The 16,946-nt window shown below is 54.0% G+C and carries 11 protein-coding genes; 7 read left to right on the top strand and 4 right to left on the bottom strand.

Translation table 11 applies throughout. The annotated features are described in order from the left end of the window. Positions 1-1,017 carry a CobW family GTP-binding protein gene (locus HALTITAN_RS00255; protein ID WP_039857295.1) on the top strand — a complete coding sequence of 339 codons (1,017 nt, stop codon included), beginning with the start codon at positions 1-3 and terminating at the stop codon, positions 1,015-1,017. Here the strand turns inward: HALTITAN_RS00255 and HALTITAN_RS00260 are convergent. After that, entirely contained in the window at positions 1,014-3,722 is a 2,709-nt protein-coding gene (locus tag HALTITAN_RS00260; protein ID WP_009285882.1) for a bifunctional diguanylate cyclase/phosphodiesterase, read from the bottom strand. The genes HALTITAN_RS00255 and HALTITAN_RS00260 overlap by 4 nt on opposite strands. A gap of 204 nt (positions 3,723-3,926) precedes the next feature. On the opposite strand from HALTITAN_RS00260, the gene HALTITAN_RS00265 reads away from it, so the two are divergent. Then, positions 3,927-4,829 (top strand): LysR family transcriptional regulator, encoded by a 903-nt coding sequence (locus HALTITAN_RS00265; protein ID WP_009285883.1) that lies wholly within the window; start codon positions 3,927-3,929, stop codon positions 4,827-4,829. A 14-nt stretch (positions 4,830-4,843) separates the two neighbouring features. On the opposite strand, the gene HALTITAN_RS00270 is transcribed toward HALTITAN_RS00265, so the two are convergent. After that, positions 4,844-6,361: an NCS1 family nucleobase:cation symporter-1 gene (locus HALTITAN_RS00270; protein WP_009285884.1), complete on the bottom strand. Its 1,518-nt coding sequence runs from the start codon at positions 6,359-6,361 to the stop codon at positions 4,844-4,846. Positions 6,362-6,978: 617 nt separating this feature from the next. Here HALTITAN_RS00270 and HALTITAN_RS00275 point away from each other — a divergent pair. The 5 genes from HALTITAN_RS00275 to HALTITAN_RS00295 all read left to right on the top strand — a co-directional run bounded on the left by HALTITAN_RS00275 (position 6,979) and on the right by HALTITAN_RS00295 (position 13,133). Then, a complete protein-coding gene (locus HALTITAN_RS00275) occupies positions 6,979-7,845 on the top strand; it encodes a nitrilase-related carbon-nitrogen hydrolase (protein ID WP_009285885.1) in 867 nt (288 codons plus the stop codon). A gap of 62 nt (positions 7,846-7,907) precedes the next feature. After that, the gene (hydA, locus tag HALTITAN_RS00280) at positions 7,908-9,347 is read left to right on the top strand and encodes a dihydropyrimidinase (RefSeq protein ID WP_009285886.1); all 1,440 of its coding nucleotides are present in this window, start codon (positions 7,908-7,910) and stop codon (positions 9,345-9,347) included. 34 nt (positions 9,348-9,381) lie between these two features. Then, the gene (locus HALTITAN_RS00285) at positions 9,382-10,761 is read left to right on the top strand and encodes an NAD(P)-dependent oxidoreductase (RefSeq protein WP_039857298.1); all 1,380 of its coding nucleotides are present in this window, start codon (positions 9,382-9,384) and stop codon (positions 10,759-10,761) included. Further along, on the top strand, positions 10,758-12,092 hold the full coding sequence (gene preA, locus HALTITAN_RS00290) for an NAD-dependent dihydropyrimidine dehydrogenase subunit PreA (protein ID WP_009285887.1): 1,335 nt from the start codon (positions 10,758-10,760) through the stop codon (positions 12,090-12,092). The genes HALTITAN_RS00285 and preA overlap by 4 nt, the downstream gene beginning before the upstream one ends. A 177-nt stretch (positions 12,093-12,269) precedes the next feature. Beyond that, entirely contained in the window at positions 12,270-13,133 is an 864-nt protein-coding gene (locus tag HALTITAN_RS00295; protein ID WP_009285888.1) for an ABC transporter substrate-binding protein, read from the top strand. Between the two features lie 74 nt (positions 13,134-13,207). Here the strand turns inward: HALTITAN_RS00295 and HALTITAN_RS00300 are convergent, their stop codons facing one another. Further along, complete coding sequence (locus HALTITAN_RS00300; RefSeq protein WP_039857300.1) at positions 13,208-14,899, bottom strand: methyl-accepting chemotaxis protein; 1,692 nt, start codon at positions 14,897-14,899, stop codon at positions 13,208-13,210. Positions 14,900-15,244: 345 nt separating this feature from the next. Further along, a complete protein-coding gene (locus tag HALTITAN_RS00305) occupies positions 15,245-16,936 on the bottom strand; it encodes a methyl-accepting chemotaxis protein (RefSeq protein WP_009285890.1) in 1,692 nt (563 codons plus the stop codon). Positions 16,937-16,946: the final 10 nt, after the last annotated feature.

The raw sequence follows: 16,946 nt of genomic DNA on the forward strand, positions 1-16,946 counted from the left end.
TTGGCAGCGTCAGAGCGGTTGGCAAAAGTGCCGGTGCATATCATTACCGGCTTTCTAGGCAGCGGTAAAACAACGCTTATACACAGCCTCATCGAACAGAAGCCTGTGGATGAAACCTGGGCCATTTTGGTCAACGAGTTTGGCCAAATCGGCATCGACCAGGCGATGTTTGATGCCCGTGACGATGTGGTGGTGAAAGGCCTTCCCGGCGGCTGCCTTTGCTGCCAGCTCGCCTTTGTACTGCAAGCGGCGCTGGTGAATTTACTCGCACGCAGCAAGCCTGATCGCGTCATCATCGAGCCTTCAGGCCTTGGCCACCCGGCAGGCCTGTTGGATCTACTGCGAGGGGAAGCCTTCCAGGAAGTGGTCGAGGTACGCGATATTATTGCTACTCTCGACCCACGCCGATTAGATGACGCCCGCTCCCGAACGCACGACACCTTCCGCGACCAGCTCGATATGGCCGATGCCGTGGCACTCACCATGCTCGACCAGAGCACGCCCGAGCAGCTCGGCGCCGCTCATGCGTTTGTGGCACAGCGCTGGCCGCCGCGTAAATGGATGCAGGAAGCTCCCCAAGGCGAACTACCCATAGGACTGTTGACCCAGAGCGGACGCGCCGAAGGGAGCGATATCAGCGTACCCGCCAACCATCAACAGTTGGCGGCAACACCCAGCTTAGCCGGGTCTTTTTTTGATTTTCCGCCCCCGCCCGGCAAGCCCCAGCGTGAAACCGGCACTTCGCTGGGCTACACCAGTACGGGGTTACGTTGGCACCCAAGCGAGCGCTTCGACCTGGATAGCTTGGCCACCTGTTTGGGAGAACTCCCCAGAGAGGCACGCATTAAAGGCGTGTTTCATACCGATAGCGGCTGGAAACGCTTTAACCGCGCCGGAGGTACGCTGAGCGTTGAAAGCAGCGCGTGGCGGCAAGACTCCCGGCTGGAAGTTATTCTTCCCGATACGAGCCCCGCTCTCGATATCGAAGGCCAACTCCGCTTACTGACGCTGGGTTAAGCGCCCGTAATCAATCTCTCGATGGCCTCTGCAGTAACCGGCCGCCCAAACAGATAGCCTTGATAAGCGTGACAGTCGTGAGCCAGTAGCCACGCCTGCTGCGCTTTGGTCTCTACGCCTTCTGCAATGACCTCTAGATTGAGGCTCTCTGCCAGGGCAATGGTACTCTCGACAATCGCTGCGTTGGCTTGGCTTTCGAGCACCTGCTGCACAAAGGATTGGTCAATTTTCAGTTGATCCAGCGGCAGTTGCGCTAAATAGGCCAGGGACGAGTAGCCGGTGCCAAAATCATCCAGAGAGAAGCGTACACCGCGCGCTTTAAGGGCAAGCATTTTATCTCTGGCGTCGTCTCGCGCTTCCACAAACAGTGACTCGGTCACCTCCAGTTTTAGCCGCTGAAGCGGCGCCTGAGTGCGCGCAAACACCCCCTCTACACGAGCCAGAAACTGCTCATCGCGAAACTGAAGCGGACTAATATTCACCGATATGGTCAGTTTGCTGAGCTGTGGATGCTGCGCCCAACGCGCTAATTGATAGCAGGCATCTTCCAATACCCATTCGCCTACATCATTTATCAGCTCATTGCTTTCCAGCAGCGGAATGAAATCGCCTGGTGAAACAATGCCGCGTTCAGGATGATGCCAGCGCAGCAGCGCCTCAACGCCAGTGATCACGCCATGGTGATCCACTTGGGGCTGATAATAGAGCTGCCACTGCTGGCTGGCCTGCGCTTGGCGCAGATCCGCTTCTAATTTCACATGGGCCAGAAGCACAGCCTGCATCGAGGGGTCAAAAAAGCACACGCCATGGCGGCCGTTGTTCTTAGCCTGAAAGAGCGCCATATCTACCTGCTGCAGGTAGTCATCCACGCCGTACTCATTGCTGGCCATGATCGCAATACCAATACTCCCCGTCACCGTGATGCTCTCTTCGGCCAGAGTGATTGATTCGTTAAGAGTTGCCAGCAGCTTGTGCGCAATACGCTCTGCCAGCCGGGTGGTTTGAGCGTAATTGCTATCCACGCCTTCGATTAATACCGCAAATTCATCGCTTCCCAGCCGCGCCAAGGTATCGGTATCGCGCAACATCTGCCCCATTCGCCGAGCAACGCTCTGCAATACTTGATCCCCCGCATAGTGCCCCAGAGTGTCATTGATTTGCTTAAAGTTATCGATATCGATAAATAGCAGTGCGCCGCAACGCTGATGGCGCTGAAGCTCTTTAAGGGCATTACCTATGCGATCCATAAACAGCCGCCGGTTGGCCAACCCGGTTAAGGTGTCATAAAATGCTAGCTGATGAATCTCTTGTTCAGCGGCTTTACGCTCGCTGATATCGCTCATGGTGGCCACGTAGTGAGTTAAGGTGCCCTCAACGCTGTAGACAGCGCTAATGGTTAGCCACTCGGGAAACAGTTCACCATTCTTACGCTGGTTCCATATCTCGCCTTCCCAGTTGCCGGTTTTGATAACACGCTTCCATAAACGGCGGTAAAAGGCGGCGTTTTGTAGCCCAGAGCTAAACATGCGCGGATTGTTACCCACTATCTCCGCTTCGCTATAGCCGGTAATGCGGCTGAAGGTCTCATTCACCTTAAGAATGATGCCCTGTGGATCGGTAATAAGGATGCCTAAGTGCGTCTGGAAGGCGGCAGCGGCGATTTGGGCCTCGGCACGGGCCTGTTCACGCTCCTCAATACGCTGACGTAGTTGATGCGACAACGCTAAACGATTCAGGTAGTGGCGCGCCCCCCAAGCACCCAGCAGGGCAATCACTGCCGTCACCAACATTAAAATCAAAGCACGCTGCCGCCAGGCCGAGAGCAATTCGTGAAGATCAACGCCAACCACAGCCAGCATCGGATACTCGCCTACTCTCAGCATGCGAAACAGCCGTTTGCGGCCATCAATAGGTGAGTCAATGTTGATTGACCATGTGGACTCACCACGGGTAAGCCACTCGGCCGTTTCTGGGCTCTCAATTTGACTGCCAATCGAAAATGGCTTTTCGGGGGTCGGGTAGCGAGCAATAAATTTTAATCCGGGGTCGACCAGGGCAATGCTCTCGCCGTCATAGACACTCATCTGCTCCAGGGCGTCGGCAAACACTTCAGGTACAATGCTAGAGATGACCACTCCAGCAAACTCGCCGGACGAGGTTTCTAATCGTCGACCATGGTACAAATAGTAGCGTTGGTCACTGCTAGACCAGTAAAGCGGGGTAATCAGTTCTTCTTGTCCTGCTTGCTTAAAGGCATTAAACAACGTCGTATCGCTGATATCAGCACCTGCTCTTCGGCTGCTGCGGCCACTCGCCATTACTCGGCCTTCAGCGCTCAACACAGCGATTTCGTCCACCATGGGCACATACAGGGTCAGGTTTTCTAGCGAGCGCTGAAGGGCCTGGGCATTATCGCTATCTGGCATGCCTTGCAGGGTTAGCATCTCAGCAAGCCCAAAAAGCGCTTGCCCGCTTTGTGCAAATACGCCTTTTGCCCACTCAGCAACCACATTAGCGCGGGCGGTAATCCGCGACTCGGCGGCCTCAATTTCTTGCCGATACTGTTCACTCAGCAGCCAGCCGAAAAGCACCATCATGACAAGCAGTGCTAGCAGATATAGCGCAATCACATGGCGGCGCTGTTGGCGATAAGTCTTGGTGGCTTTCAATACATCATCATTTACATCATTGGAGGTAGCGGACATCGCGCAGAAGCCTTATTCAGGTAACCCAGGGGGACACCTGATACAGTGTAAAAAGTAACTAAAAATGATACATAACACGCGCTGACACGTGGCTTTATCCGATAGTGCCGCGGTGCTTTTAGGATGTATATCAGTTTTTATCACCGTTAATGCCCTGAAAAGCGTGACGTTATGCATGGATAGCCAATCTACCAGGAAATTGTTATGGCATCGCTGGGCCAAATGAGCGACTACGAGATACGCCTAATCCGTATTTTTAAGACGGTCGTTGAGTGCGGTGGCTTTACCGCGGCGGAAACCACGCTGGGCATTAGTCGTTCGGCGATTAGCCAACACATGAACGACTTGGAGGGGAGGCTGGGGTTTTCGCTCTGCCAGCGGGGGCGTGGCGGGTTTAGTTTAACCGAAGAGGGTAAAGAGATTTATCAGGCAGGGTTAACGCTACTGACCGCGCTTGAAACGTTTAAAAGCGACGTTAACGCGCTGCATCAAACGATCAAAGGCGAGCTGAATATCGGCATCACCGACAACCTGGTAACGCTACCCGCCATGCACGTGACCAACGCCCTGGCAGAGCTTAGCGCGCCGGAGCATGAGGTAACGCTGCACATTCATATGGAGCCTTCTGACGCGGTCATTAGAGGCGTCATGGATGGCCACTTGCACGTCGGCGTAGTGCCTGCAGTGAACCTGCCCACCAGCTTAGAAGCGCGGCACCTTTACGACGAGCCATCGTATCTTTACTGCGCGGCTGGCCATCCGCTGTTTACTGAGGATGATGATACGCTTAGCTGTGCAGATATCGCCCAACACTCGGCTATTTCACCCCGCTATCCGCTACCGATTGAGGCCCGGCAGGCGCATGACGCGCTAAGCCTGCGAGCTTCGGCATCCGACCGCGAAGGCGCAGCCTTTTTGATTCTTACCGGGCGCTTTATCGGCTTTCTGCCTGAACACGTCGCAGCACAGTGGGTGGCAGCGGGCAAGATGCGAGCGTTGCATGCCAACACGCAGCACTACCGCATCCCCTTTGTGCTGATCACCCGCCACGACCGCCGCCCCAACCGAGTGGTCGATGCGTTTCTACGCTTAATCAAAAGCAGCTAAACCCGGCAGTATGTTTAACGCTGCTCGGTTGCCTCATTGGCCATTATCGGCGCTGGCCCCGCCTGGGGCGATGACGCCAACACTTGGCTTGCCACATAGTAAACAATTGCCCCCAGCGCCGAGCCGGTAAACCAGCCGTAGTCGTAGAACCAATTCATGGTGCCAGTTAACAGCGATAGCAACGTAAGCGCCACCGGCACGCCAAAGGCGATAAAACCCGCGATGTTCACCGCAGGATAAGCATGGTTATCCATATACAGGCTGGGCACATCCAAACGCTGCTTTTTGATCAGGAAGTAGTCCACCGCCATGATGCCCGCGATGGGCCCCAGCAGGCTGGAGTAACCCAGCAGCCAGTTGGAGTACATCTGCTCCAGAGAAACCCCTGGCGGAATAACGCCCGCTTTTTGCAGCAGATCGTAGCCCATCAACAACACGCCCACCGCGCCAGTCATCAGCACGCCGCGCGTCTGGTTAATCAATTTGGGCGCAATGTTCTGAAAATCGTTGGTAGGCGACACGATGTTAGAAGCCGTATTGGTAGAGATCGTGGCGATAATGATCAACAGCATCGCAAGTACCACCCAGAAGGGGCTGTCGATATAGCCAATCAAACGTACCGGGTCGGCAACGGTTTCCCCTACCAGCGTTTCGGAAGCAGCGGTTAACACGACACCGAGTGCGGCAAAGAAAAACATCGTTAGCGGCAGCCCAATCACCTGACCAACGATCTGATCTTTTTGGCTTTTGGCAAAGCGACTGAAATCGGGAATATTCAGCGACAGCGTGGCCCAAAAACCCACCATGGCGGTTAAGCCCGCGAAGAAGTAGCCGTATACCGATGCCCCTTCAGGCCGCGACGGCGGCTGTGCCAGTAGTTCGGACATCGACATATTTGGCCACGCCCATATCATCAGCCCAACACCAACGGCTAACAGCAGCGGTGCGGCGAAGGTTTCCAACCATTTAATCGACTCTGCACCACGAATCACCACATAGAGATTCATCGCACCAAAGACAAAAAAGCCGATGACTTCACCAACACCGCCCATCGCAGCCCAAGCGGGAATCAACTCGGAGAGCAACAGATGAATGGCCAAACCGCCAAACATGGTTTGAATACCAAACCAGCCGCAGCCGACCAGGGCGCGCACCAGACAGGGTACGTTGGAACCTAAAATACCGAACGAAGAGCGTAAAACCACCGGAAAAGGAATACCAAACTTCGTACCGGGAAAGGCGTTTAAGGTAAGAGGAATCAGCACGATCACGTTGGCCAACAAAATGGCAAACAACGCCTCCCCCACGCTCAGCCCGAAGTAGGCGGTTAATACCCCGCCTAGGGTGTAGGTGGGCACGCAGATCGACATGCCTACCCAGAGTGCCGCAATATTCCACTTACTCCAGGTGCGCTCGCTGGCCTGGGTAGGCGCAATATCCTCATTAAAGCGCGAACTACTGCGTACATCGTCCCCTACATCTAGCTCTATCAGCCCACCTCGATCCACCATCTGAGAGGTTGTTTCGGTCATTTTTTATCTCCTCAGCATTGCGTTATTGCGCTGCCTAGCTCCCACGGCCAGTGGAGCTTTTCAAAAAGGCGCTTAGAAATCATGGCTTTTAGAAACCATTGTTTTTCAAAACCATCGTTCTTAGAAACCATAGCTTTTAGAAAACAAGCAATAAGCATGCCTACTTGAAAAAGCAGGTCAATTAACTCATTGATTAAAAAGCTGCCTTCCTGGACAACATTATTATTGTTAGCTTGTTATCTTTATATTTTCCCCACCTAAAACAAAAACCAACTAAACAAAGCTAGATCAAAAAAAATATTTGCACCAATTTCAAACAGAAAAAAACCAAAAACACTCGCTATAAATATACCAAACCAATGATTTTAAAAGAATAAAAAAACCATCCAAAACAGTGCAAGACCTCACCAAAAAAGTGAATATCACAAAATGGAACAATAAAAATAAGCAAACTCAATGAGTTAAAGACGATTTAACAAATCTCCTTTAAAGACTTGCTAAAACCACCTACCCAGCGCTACTTTCAACAAAAGCTGTCTATTTCGTCAGCTTTACAAAACTAGTTTCAAGAAAACTACAAACATACGCTACACATCAACAATCAGAGGGAGCGTCTCATGCAGAATATGAAAATCGGGTTGATTCAGATGGGCCTGAAAACCAGCACCGATCTTGAACCAGAAGCTATTCGCGACGCCATGAACGAGGCACATCTGCCAATGATTCAGCAAGCGGCTGACCAGGGCGTGCAGGTGCTTTGCTTCCAGGAAGTGTTTAACCAGCCCTACTTTTGCCCCAGCCAGGACGGCAAGTGGTACGCCGCCGCCGAGCGGGTACCGGAAGGCCCTACCTGCCAGATGATGCAGAAGCTCGCCGCCGAGCACCGCATGGTGATCATCGTGCCGGTGTATGAAGAGACTGAAACCGGTGTTTACTACAACACCGCAGCGGTATTCGACGCTGACGGCAGTTACTTAGGCAAGTACCACAAAACCCATATTCCCCAAGTAGCCGGTTTTTGGGAAAAATTCTTCTTCAAGCCGGGAAAATCCAACTGGCCAGTGTTCGATACTGCCTACGGCAAAATCGGCGTGTATATCTGCTACGACCGTCACTTCCCCGAAGGCTGGCGGGCGCTTGCTCTCAACGGCGCTGAGGTGATTTTCAACCCTTCCGCCACCGTGGCCGGTCTTTCCCAATACCTGTGGGAGTTAGAGCAACCTGCCTCTGCCGCCGCCAATGGCTGCTTTATCGCTGCGATCAACCGAGTTGGAACCGAGGCGCCGTGGAACATCGGCGACTTTTACGGCTCCAGCTATATCGTTAACCCCCGCGGCAAAATCGAAGCTCAGGCCAGCGAAACAGAAGACGAGCTGCTGGTGCACGAGATCGATTTGGACATGGTGCGGGAGGTACGCAACAACTGGCAGTTCTTCCGCGACCGTCGCCCGGAAACCTATACCCGCCTGACCGACGGTGAATGATTCTGCTGGTAAAAAACAGGTTGCTGGTTAAGTTTTCTATTTAAAAACAACAGGAGCGAACGATGAGCTTATTAATCAAGGGCGGCACCGTGGTCACCCACGCCGATACCTACCGCGCAGACGTACTGTGTGTCGACGGTAAAATCCATGCGATTGGCACCGATCTAGATGTCCCTGAAGGGTGTGAAATTGTCGATGCCAGCGATCAACTGGTGATGCCCGGCGGTATCGATCCCCATACGCACATGCAACTGCCGTTCATGGGCACCGTGGCCAGCGAAGATTTCTATACCGGCACCGCCGCGGCCTTGGCCGGGGGCACCACTTCGATCATCGACTTCGTGATCCCACAGCCAGGTCAGTCGCTCCTTGAGGCCTTCGAAACCTGGCAAGGCTGGGCGGAAAAAGCCGCCACCGATTTTGCCTTCCACGTGGCGATTACCTGGTGGGACGATAGCGTGCGAGAGGAAATGGGCACCCTGGTTCATGAACACGGGGTGAACAGCTTCAAACACTTTATGGCCTACAAGGGCGCGATCATGGCCACTGATGACATTCTGGTGGAAAGCTTCTCGCGCTGTCTGGAGCTAGGCGCGGTACCTACGGTTCACGCCGAAAACGGTGAGCTGGTCTACCACATGCAGCAAAAACTGCTCGCCCAGGGCATGACCGGGCCGGAAGCCCATCCGCTTTCGCGCCCACCCCAGGTGGAAGGCGAAGCGGCCAGCCGGGCGATTCGCATTGCCAGCACCCTGGGCGCACCGATCTATCTGGTTCACGTGTCCACCAAAGATGCCGTCGATGAAATTGCCTACGCCCGCCAGCAGGGTCATCCGGTTTATGGCGAATGCTTAGCCGGGCACCTGCTCATCGACGATAGCGTCTACCAGGATACCGACTGGGGCCGCGCCGCTGCCCACGTGATGAGCCCGCCCTTCCGGCCCAAGGGCCACCAGGAAGCGCTCTGGCACGGCTTGCAGTCGGGCAATCTGCAAACCACCGCCACCGACCACTGCTGTTTCTGTGCCGATCAGAAAGCCGCGGGCAAGGATGACTTTACTAAAATCCCCAACGGCACCGCTGGCGTGGAAGACCGCCTCGCCGTGTTGTGGGATGAAGGCGTCAACACCGGCAAGCTGTCGCCCCAGGAGTTTGTCGCGCTGACATCGACCAACACCGCCAAGATTTTCAACCTCTACCCGCGCAAAGGGGCGATTCAAGTAGGTTCCGATGCAGATATCGTGGTGTGGGATCCCAACGGCACCCGGACGATTTCTGCCAAAACCCACCACCAGAACGTCGATTTCAACATTTTCGAGGGCAAAACGGTGCGCGGCATTGCCCGTCACACCATTAGCAAGGGCAAATGGGTGTGGCGGGATGGTGAGCTGCGCGCCGAGCGCGGTGCGGGCCGCTATTTGGAGCGCCCCGCCTACCCCGGTGTCTTCGAATTGCTGGCCAAGCGCGCCGAGCTGAATGCGCCGATGGCCGTAAAAAGATAACAGCTGTGCCCATAACAACAGCGGAGGCTTTACTGTGACTAGCCCACTGAACCACCTACCCAGCGCAAAAGAGGTCGGCACCTACGACCCGGATACGCTGGCAAGCAACTTTAGCGATCTACATCCGCCGCTGACCCATCGCCAGGCGATGATCGAAAGTCAGCGTTGTCTCTATTGCTTTGATGCGCCCTGCGTCGAGGCTTGCCCGTCGGATATTGATATTCCCAGCTTTATTCGCCAGATCAGCGAGAACAATATCAACGGCGCGGCGGAAACCATTCTGGAAGCCAACATTTTAGGCGGCAGCTGCGCCCGGGTGTGCCCCACGGAAATTCTTTGCGAGCGTAGCTGCGTGCGCAACCACGACGCCGAATGCCAGCCGGTGCTGATCGGTTTGCTGCAGCGTCATGCCACCGACCATATGCAGTTCGACGGCCACCCCTTCAAACGCGCCACTTCTACCGGCAGTCATGTGGCCGTGGTCGGCGCCGGACCTGCCGGGCTCTCCTGCGCGCACCGACTGGCGATGCTCGGTCATCAGGTGACCATCTTTGAAGCCGAACAAAAGCCTGGCGGGCTGAACGAGTACGGCATCGCCCGCTACAAAATGACCGACGACTTCGCCCGTAAGGAAGTGGAATTCTTGCTTGAGATCGGTGGCATCGAGATCCAGTACGGCCAACGGCTGGGCGCAAACCTGGAGCTTGCTACGCTCCATAATCAGTACGATAGCGTGTTTCTCAGCTTGGGCCTGGGCGCTAGCCGTGCCCTGGGTTTAACCGGGGAGCAAGCACCCGGTCTGATGCCTGCGGTGGACTACATCAAGGTTCTCCGCCAGACCGACGATCTGGGCAGCCTTGCGGTGGCCAAACGCTGTATCGTGATTGGCGCGGGCAATACCGCTATCGATATGGCCACCCAAATGGCCCGCTTAGGCGCTACGGAGGTAACGCTGGTTTACCGTCGCGGCGTGGAAGCCATGTCCGCCACCGACCACGAGCAGGAAATCGCCAAAGCCAACGGCGTGCGGATGGTGACCTGGGCCCAGCCCGACGAGATTCTGCTGGATGATCAAGTCCGCGTGACGGGCATGCGCTTTGCCAAGACCCATGATCAAGCGGGCCGCTTAACCCCTACTGGAGAAACCTTTGAGATCGCCGCCGATGCTGTCTTCACCGCCATCGGCCAAGGCTTCGAAGGCGCGAGCCTAAGCGATACCACCGCCGCTGAGCTTGCCCGGGACGGCGAGCGCATTCACGTTAATGAGATGTTCCAAACCTCACTGCCCAATGTGTATGCCGGTGGCGACTGTGTGAAGCCCGGTCAAGACCTTACCGTTCAGGCCGTGCAACACGGCAAACTGGCGGCTCACGCCATTCATCAGGCGCTTGTCGCCAAGCAGGAGGCCGCATGAACACACTCACTTTTACACCACCGGGTAAGAAAGACAGCGGTGACAGCGTGGTTAATGGCGTTGATCTATCGGTTAACTTTGCTGGCATTAAAGCCCCCAATCCATTCTGGCTGGCCTCTGCACCGCCCACCGATAAAGCCTACAACGTGGTACGCGCCTATGAAGCTGGCTGGGGCGGCGTGGTATGGAAAACCCTTGGCGAAGAGCCGCCTGCGGTGAATGTCTCCTCCCGCTACTCAGCCCACTACGGAAAAAACCGCGAGGTGATCGGCTTTAACAATATCGAGCTGATTACCGACCGCTCGCTGGAGATCAACCTTAAAGAAATCACTCAGGTGAAAAAGGACTGGCCCGATCGTGCGCTGATCGTTTCCATTATGGTGCCCTGTAATGAAGAAGCCTGGGCCTACATTCTGCCGCTAGTGGAAGCCACTGGCGCGGACGGCATCGAGCTCAACCTGGGTTGCCCCCACGGAATGCCGGAGCGCGGCATGGGCGCGGCGGTGGGCCAAAACCCCGACCTGATCGAGAAAGTCACCTACTGGTGCAAGAAGCATTACTCCAAACCGGTAATCGTCAAACTCACACCTAATATCACCGATATTCGCGTCGGTGCCCAAGCAGCACTGCGGGGTGGGGCCGACGCGGTATCGCTGATCAATACCATCAACTCGATTACCAGTATCGACCTGGACAATATGGTCGCCAAGCCCACCGTCGGCCACCAGAGCACTCACGGCGGCTACTGCGGTAGCGCTGTCAAACCCATCGCGATGAACATGGTGGCGGAAATCGCCCGCGACCCGGCCACACCAACTCTGCCCATCTCCGGCATTGGCGGCATTTCCACCTGGCGGGATGCGGCGGAGTTTATCGCCCTAGGTGCCGGCAGCGTGCAGGTGTGTACGGCAGCGATGCTCAACGGCTTTAGGATTGTGGAGGAGATGAAAGACGGCCTCTCTCGCTGGATGGCGGAAAAAGGCTACGACTCCATCGAGGCGTTCTCCCGTAAGGCGATACCGCAAACCACCGACTGGAAACACCTCGACATCAACTTCAAAACCATCGCCAAGATCGATCAGGATTTGTGCATCGAGTGCGGCCGCTGTTATATCGCCTGCGAGGATACCTCCCACCAGTCGATTGCCAAGCTCACCGAGCAGGACGGCGCGCGACGCTATGAAGTGATCGAAGAGGAGTGTGTGGGCTGTAACCTTTGCCAGATCACTTGCCCAGTAGATAACTGCATCACCATGGTGCCCCAGGAGACCGGCCAACCCTTCCTGGCCTGGGATAACGACCCACGCAATCCTTTCCGGGTCGCCTCTTAACCTCTTTACCCTCTTTTTTTTAAACAGCCGTTAGCGCTACCCACCGCCCTCAGTTTGTGAGGGCGGTCGCGTTTTCTGCAACATACTGTTCCATCACCCAGTAGCGACAAAAGTCAGCATCCTTGAGAACATGAGAAAACATCGCATATAAAATTCTTTCTCACAAAAGGAAACCCAATGAGGTTCGCTACCACTACCACCGCTATACTCTTAGCAACTGCCAGCGCCACCGCGAGCGCCGACCAGCGAATCGCCACCTTCGACTTAGGCAGCCTGGATACGCTGGATGCACTAGGTTTAAACGAGCAGGTAGTGGGTGTACCGAAAGCCAGCCTGCCTGGCTATCTTGAGCAGTATGCAGCCGATGACGTCACCGATATTGGCGGCCTGCGCTCACCGGATATGGATGCCCTTGGCGAAAGCGAGCCTAGCCTGATTCTTTACACTGGCCGCCAGGGTGAGTGGGAAGAGGGGCTTGGCGAAATCGCCCCGCTGCTCAACACCAGCCTACAGGGTGACGACTACCTGGCTACTTTTGACACTAATGTACGCGAACTAGCGAGTCGTTTAGCAGTGGAAAGCAAAGCCGAAGAGGCGCTTGGTACACTGCATGCCGAGATTGAGACCCAGCGCGAAGCGCTAAGCAACGCTCCTCGCACGCTGGTGGTAACCCACAACGGCGGCAATCTGATGCTGAATCAGCACCCGGTCGTTCACGACGTACTGGGCATTGCAGCATTAGAGATGCCCGAAAGTGTCACTTCTGAAACCCGCGGTACCCGTACCTTTACCCCGCTTTCTCCTGAGGCGATTAGCGAAATTGATCCGCAGGTCGTACTGGTGATTGATCGCAGCGCCGCGATTGGCGATGAACCCGCCGACGCGGATGCCTTAGCGCAAACGCTCTTAGATGCGGGAGCTGAGAAAGCGCGGGTCATTATGCTAACGCCCGCGCTGTGGTACCTCTCCGGCGGCGGCCTGCAGAGTCTGGCGCTACAGGTTGAAGAAGTTGCAGTAGCACTAAACTCGTCAGGTAACTAAGCGCTCACTCCCCCCCCCCCTCTTACAGCAATGGCGGAGGGGGAAACGCAGCCTAAGCGGCGAGAAACGCTGGCTTAAAAAGCTTCCCAATCATCTTCAGCGCTAGCCGTGGTTTGGCTACGCGTCGCTGGCCGCATCAGCGCTGGTGTCTGTTGAGATGAGTGTTGTGGCGTGTGCTGGGGCGAGGTAAGCGGGGCGTGTTGCGTACGGCTCTCCCCCTCAGTTAAACGAAAAGCCGAGACAACGCTTTCAAGCCGCGCCGCCTGTTCTTCCAACGAGCTGGCCGCTGACGACGCCTGCTGAACCAGGGCCGCGTTCTGCTGGGTCACTTCATCCATTTGGGCAACCGCTTGGTTGACCTGCTCAATACCCGAACTCTGCTCCTGAGAAGCCGCGGAGATTTCATCCATAATATCGGTCACCCGGCGCACAGAGGAGACCACATCCCGCATCGTAGCACCGGCGCTTTCGACTAATGCTGAGCCCTCTTTCACCTGGGTGGATGATGCCTCGATCAATGCCTTGATCTCTTTCGCCGCATCCGCACTGCGACTCGCTAGGTTACGTACTTCGCTGGCCACTACCGCAAAGCCCCGGCCTTGCTCACCTGCCCGCGCCGCTTCCACGGAAGCATTGAGTGCCAAGATATTGGTTTGAAAGGCGATAGAGTCGATAACGGTAATAATATCCGCCACTTTTTGCGAGCTGCTAGAGATATCATGCATAGTGGTAATCACCTGCTCAACCACTTCGCCACCGCTGCTAGCAGTGCTTGAGGCATCGTTCGCCAACTGGCTGGCCTGGCGGGCGTTATCGGCATTCTGTTTAACAGTAGCAGTTAACTGCTCCATGCTAGCAGCGGTTTCCTGCAGCGAAGCAGCCTGCTGCTCTGTGCGTGAGGATAGATCCGCATTGCCACTGGCAATTTCACGCGCGCCGATATGAATCGAGCCGCTACCATCGCGTACTTCGGAGACTGTTTTAGATAAATTGCTTTGCATATGCTGCATAGCGCTAAACAGCTTGCCAATCTCGTTACGCCCGCGATCACTGACTTTGCCTGAAAGATCGTTTTTAGCGATACGCTCAAAGTGTAAGACTGCCTCATTCAGCGGTTTAACAATGGCACCTACCATGGCGATGCGCACAAAGAGAATTATTAATGCAGCAATCAAAAGCACAGCTAAATCAATATAACCAATCAGTTGCATATCGCGTTCATAATCATCAACCATTAAGTGATTTTGTTCAGCCATATAGTCATTATAGGCAATCACTGCCTCTATTAACTGTTCATTTAAATCACTAACCGTCGACCTTGCAGCGCTAAACCGAGCCTCATCACCCGTCTTTAACGTTTCTGCTAGCGGTATAATTCCCTGTTGCATTAAGTTATTAAAATTAGCAATCACTGTTTCAGCCAGCGCTGAACTCGGACTGGTTGCTTCAAACTCGGAAAAATAATCTTGAGCAGCCTGTTGATTAGTTTGCGCTCGATTTAAATAATCACGAGCCGAACTAGCATCACCATTTTCCGTTGCATCGAAACTATTGATATAAAAAAGCTGTGTATAAGCGATAGATTGCTGACTACGGCCTAGGGCTAAGGTGCGATCAGCTGAAAGGTCTATCTCTTCAAGTGCAGTGCTTCCTTCTTCGCCCGATCGGTAACCAAGAAACGCAATTATTATTATTAAAAATGCAAAAATGGCCAAAACAAGAGTTAATCCCATTTTCACTGAAATATTACTAAGCAATCTATTCATAGTTAAGAAACCTCGATTCCGGAGCATTTACACTTCGGTTCTGATTTAAATCAATGGAGGAAACTGATCGCCCCCTATTAAACCAGGAAAAATCAACAACCTTTTGTGTTATCTGATATTACACCCCTCACTCAACCTAGAACATCGAGTTCATATTTTTTAACAATTGACCTGTTTGCAAGCTAACTACTATCTAAAGAAATTAATTACTTATAAATATTCGCGCGAGTGATCTCTCACCCGCGCGTTAGGTTTTGCTTTAAGTCTATGCAGCTTTTCTTGCCCAGAACTGCAGCTGAGCGGCCGAGATGATTGAGCTATTGAAACTAAAATAAACCCTAAGGCTTAAAAAGCTTCCCAATCATCTTCAGCGCTAGCCGTGGTTTGGCTACGCGTCGCTGGCCGCATCAGCGCTGGTGTCTGTTGAGATGAGTGTTGTGGCGTGTGCTGGGGCGAGGTAAGCGGGGCGTGTTGCGTACGGCTCTCCCCCTCAGTTAAACGAAAAGCCGAGACAACGCTTTCAAGCCGCGCCGCCTGTTCTTCCAACGAGCTGGCCGCTGACGACGCCTGCTGAACCAGGGCCGCGTTCTGCTGGGTCACTTCATCCATTTGGGCAACCGCTTGGTTGACCTGCTCAATACCCGAACTCTGCTCCTGAGAAGCCGCGGAGATTTCATCCATAATATCGGTCACCCGGCGCACAGAGGAGACCACATCCCGCATCGTAGCACCGGCGCTTTCGACTAATGCTGAGCCCTCTTTCACCTGGGTGGATGACGCCTCAATCAGTGCTTTGATCTCTTTGGCGGCATCGGCACTGCGGCTGGCCAGGTTACGCACTTCACTCGCCACCACGGCAAAACCACGACCCTGTTCGCCTGCCCGCGCTGCTTCCACAGAAGCATTGAGTGCCAAGATATTGGTTTGAAAGGCGATAGAGTCGATAACGGTAATAATATCCGCCACTTTTTGCGAGCTGCTAGAAATACCGTGCATGGTGGTAATCACTTGCTCAACCACTTCACCACCGTTGCTTGCAGTGCTTGAGGCATCGTTCGCCAACTGGCTGGCCTGGCGGGCGTTATCGGCATTCTGTTTAACGGTAGCGGTTAACTGCTCCATGCTGGCGGCGGTTTCCTGCAGGGAAGACGCCTGCTGCTCGGTACGCGAGGATAGATCCGAGTTACCACTGGCAATCTCACGCGCCCCGATATGAATCGAACCGCTGCTATCGCGTACCTCAGAAACGGTTTTAACCAAATTACTTTGCATATGCTGCATAGCACTAAACAGCTTGCCGATCTCATTGCTACCACGGTCATCTACTTTACCAGAGAGATCATTTTGGGCAATACGCTCAAAATGCTCCACTGCTTCGTTTAGTGGTTTTACAATAGAGCCCACCATCGCGATGCGAACAAACAGAACGATTAACGCGGCAATCAAAAGTACAGCGATATCAATATAAGTAAGAAACTGCATGCCGCTCTCATAATCGGCAATCATCGACTTGTTTCGTTCAGCCCGATGATCATTGTAAGCACTAACAGCCTCAATTAACTGCTGATTTAAGTCACTCACCATTTCCCTTGCGGTATTAAACTGACTGCTGTTACCCGTATTCAATGCCTCCTCTAAGGGGATAATCCCCCGTTGGATCAAGCTCTCATAGGTGGCAATCACGGTATCAGAAAGTGCCGACTCAGGATTGGTGGCTTTAAACTCTGTAAAGTAATCTTGCGCAACTCGCTGAGCATCTTGGGCCCGAGCCAGGTAGTCACGGGATGAACTGGCATCACCTTTCTCAAACGCATCGAAGCTACTAACGTAGAAAAGCTGAGCGTAGGCTATGGATCGTTGACTGCGGCTAAGTGCTAAAGTGCGATCACCTGATAGGTCAAGCTCTTTTAACGAAGTACTGCCCTCTTCGCCTGCCTGATAGCCTAGAAAGGCAATGGTTATTATTAATAATGAAAAGATGGCCAAAACAAGGGTTAAACCCAGTTTGACGGATAGATTACTAAGTACACGATTCATATGCGGAATG

This window comes from Vreelandella titanicae BH1 (genome assembly GCF_000336575.1).
GTDB lineage: Bacteria > Pseudomonadota > Gammaproteobacteria > Pseudomonadales > Halomonadaceae > Vreelandella > Vreelandella titanicae.

What these genes read in the sequence shown, in the direction of transcription:
- HALTITAN_RS00260 (WP_009285882.1), bottom strand. Translation starts at nt 3,722, where the DNA reads ATGTCCGCTACCTCCAATGATGTAAATGATGATGTATTGAAAGCCACC.
- HALTITAN_RS00265 (WP_009285883.1), top strand. Translation starts at nt 3,927, where the DNA reads ATGGCATCGCTGGGCCAAATGAGCGACTACGAGATACGCCTAATCCGT.
- HALTITAN_RS00270 (WP_009285884.1), bottom strand. Translation starts at nt 6,361, where the DNA reads ATGACCGAAACAACCTCTCAGATGGTGGATCGAGGTGGGCTGATAGAG.
- HALTITAN_RS00275 (WP_009285885.1), top strand. Translation starts at nt 6,979, where the DNA reads ATGCAGAATATGAAAATCGGGTTGATTCAGATGGGCCTGAAAACCAGC.
- hydA (WP_009285886.1), top strand. Translation starts at nt 7,908, where the DNA reads ATGAGCTTATTAATCAAGGGCGGCACCGTGGTCACCCACGCCGATACC.
- preA (WP_009285887.1), top strand. Translation starts at nt 10,758, where the DNA reads ATGAACACACTCACTTTTACACCACCGGGTAAGAAAGACAGCGGTGAC.
- HALTITAN_RS00295 (WP_009285888.1), top strand. Translation starts at nt 12,270, where the DNA reads ATGAGGTTCGCTACCACTACCACCGCTATACTCTTAGCAACTGCCAGC.
- HALTITAN_RS00300 (WP_039857300.1), bottom strand. Translation starts at nt 14,899, where the DNA reads ATGAATAGATTGCTTAGTAATATTTCAGTGAAAATGGGATTAACTCTT.
- HALTITAN_RS00305 (WP_009285890.1), bottom strand. Translation starts at nt 16,936, where the DNA reads ATGAATCGTGTACTTAGTAATCTATCCGTCAAACTGGGTTTAACCCTT.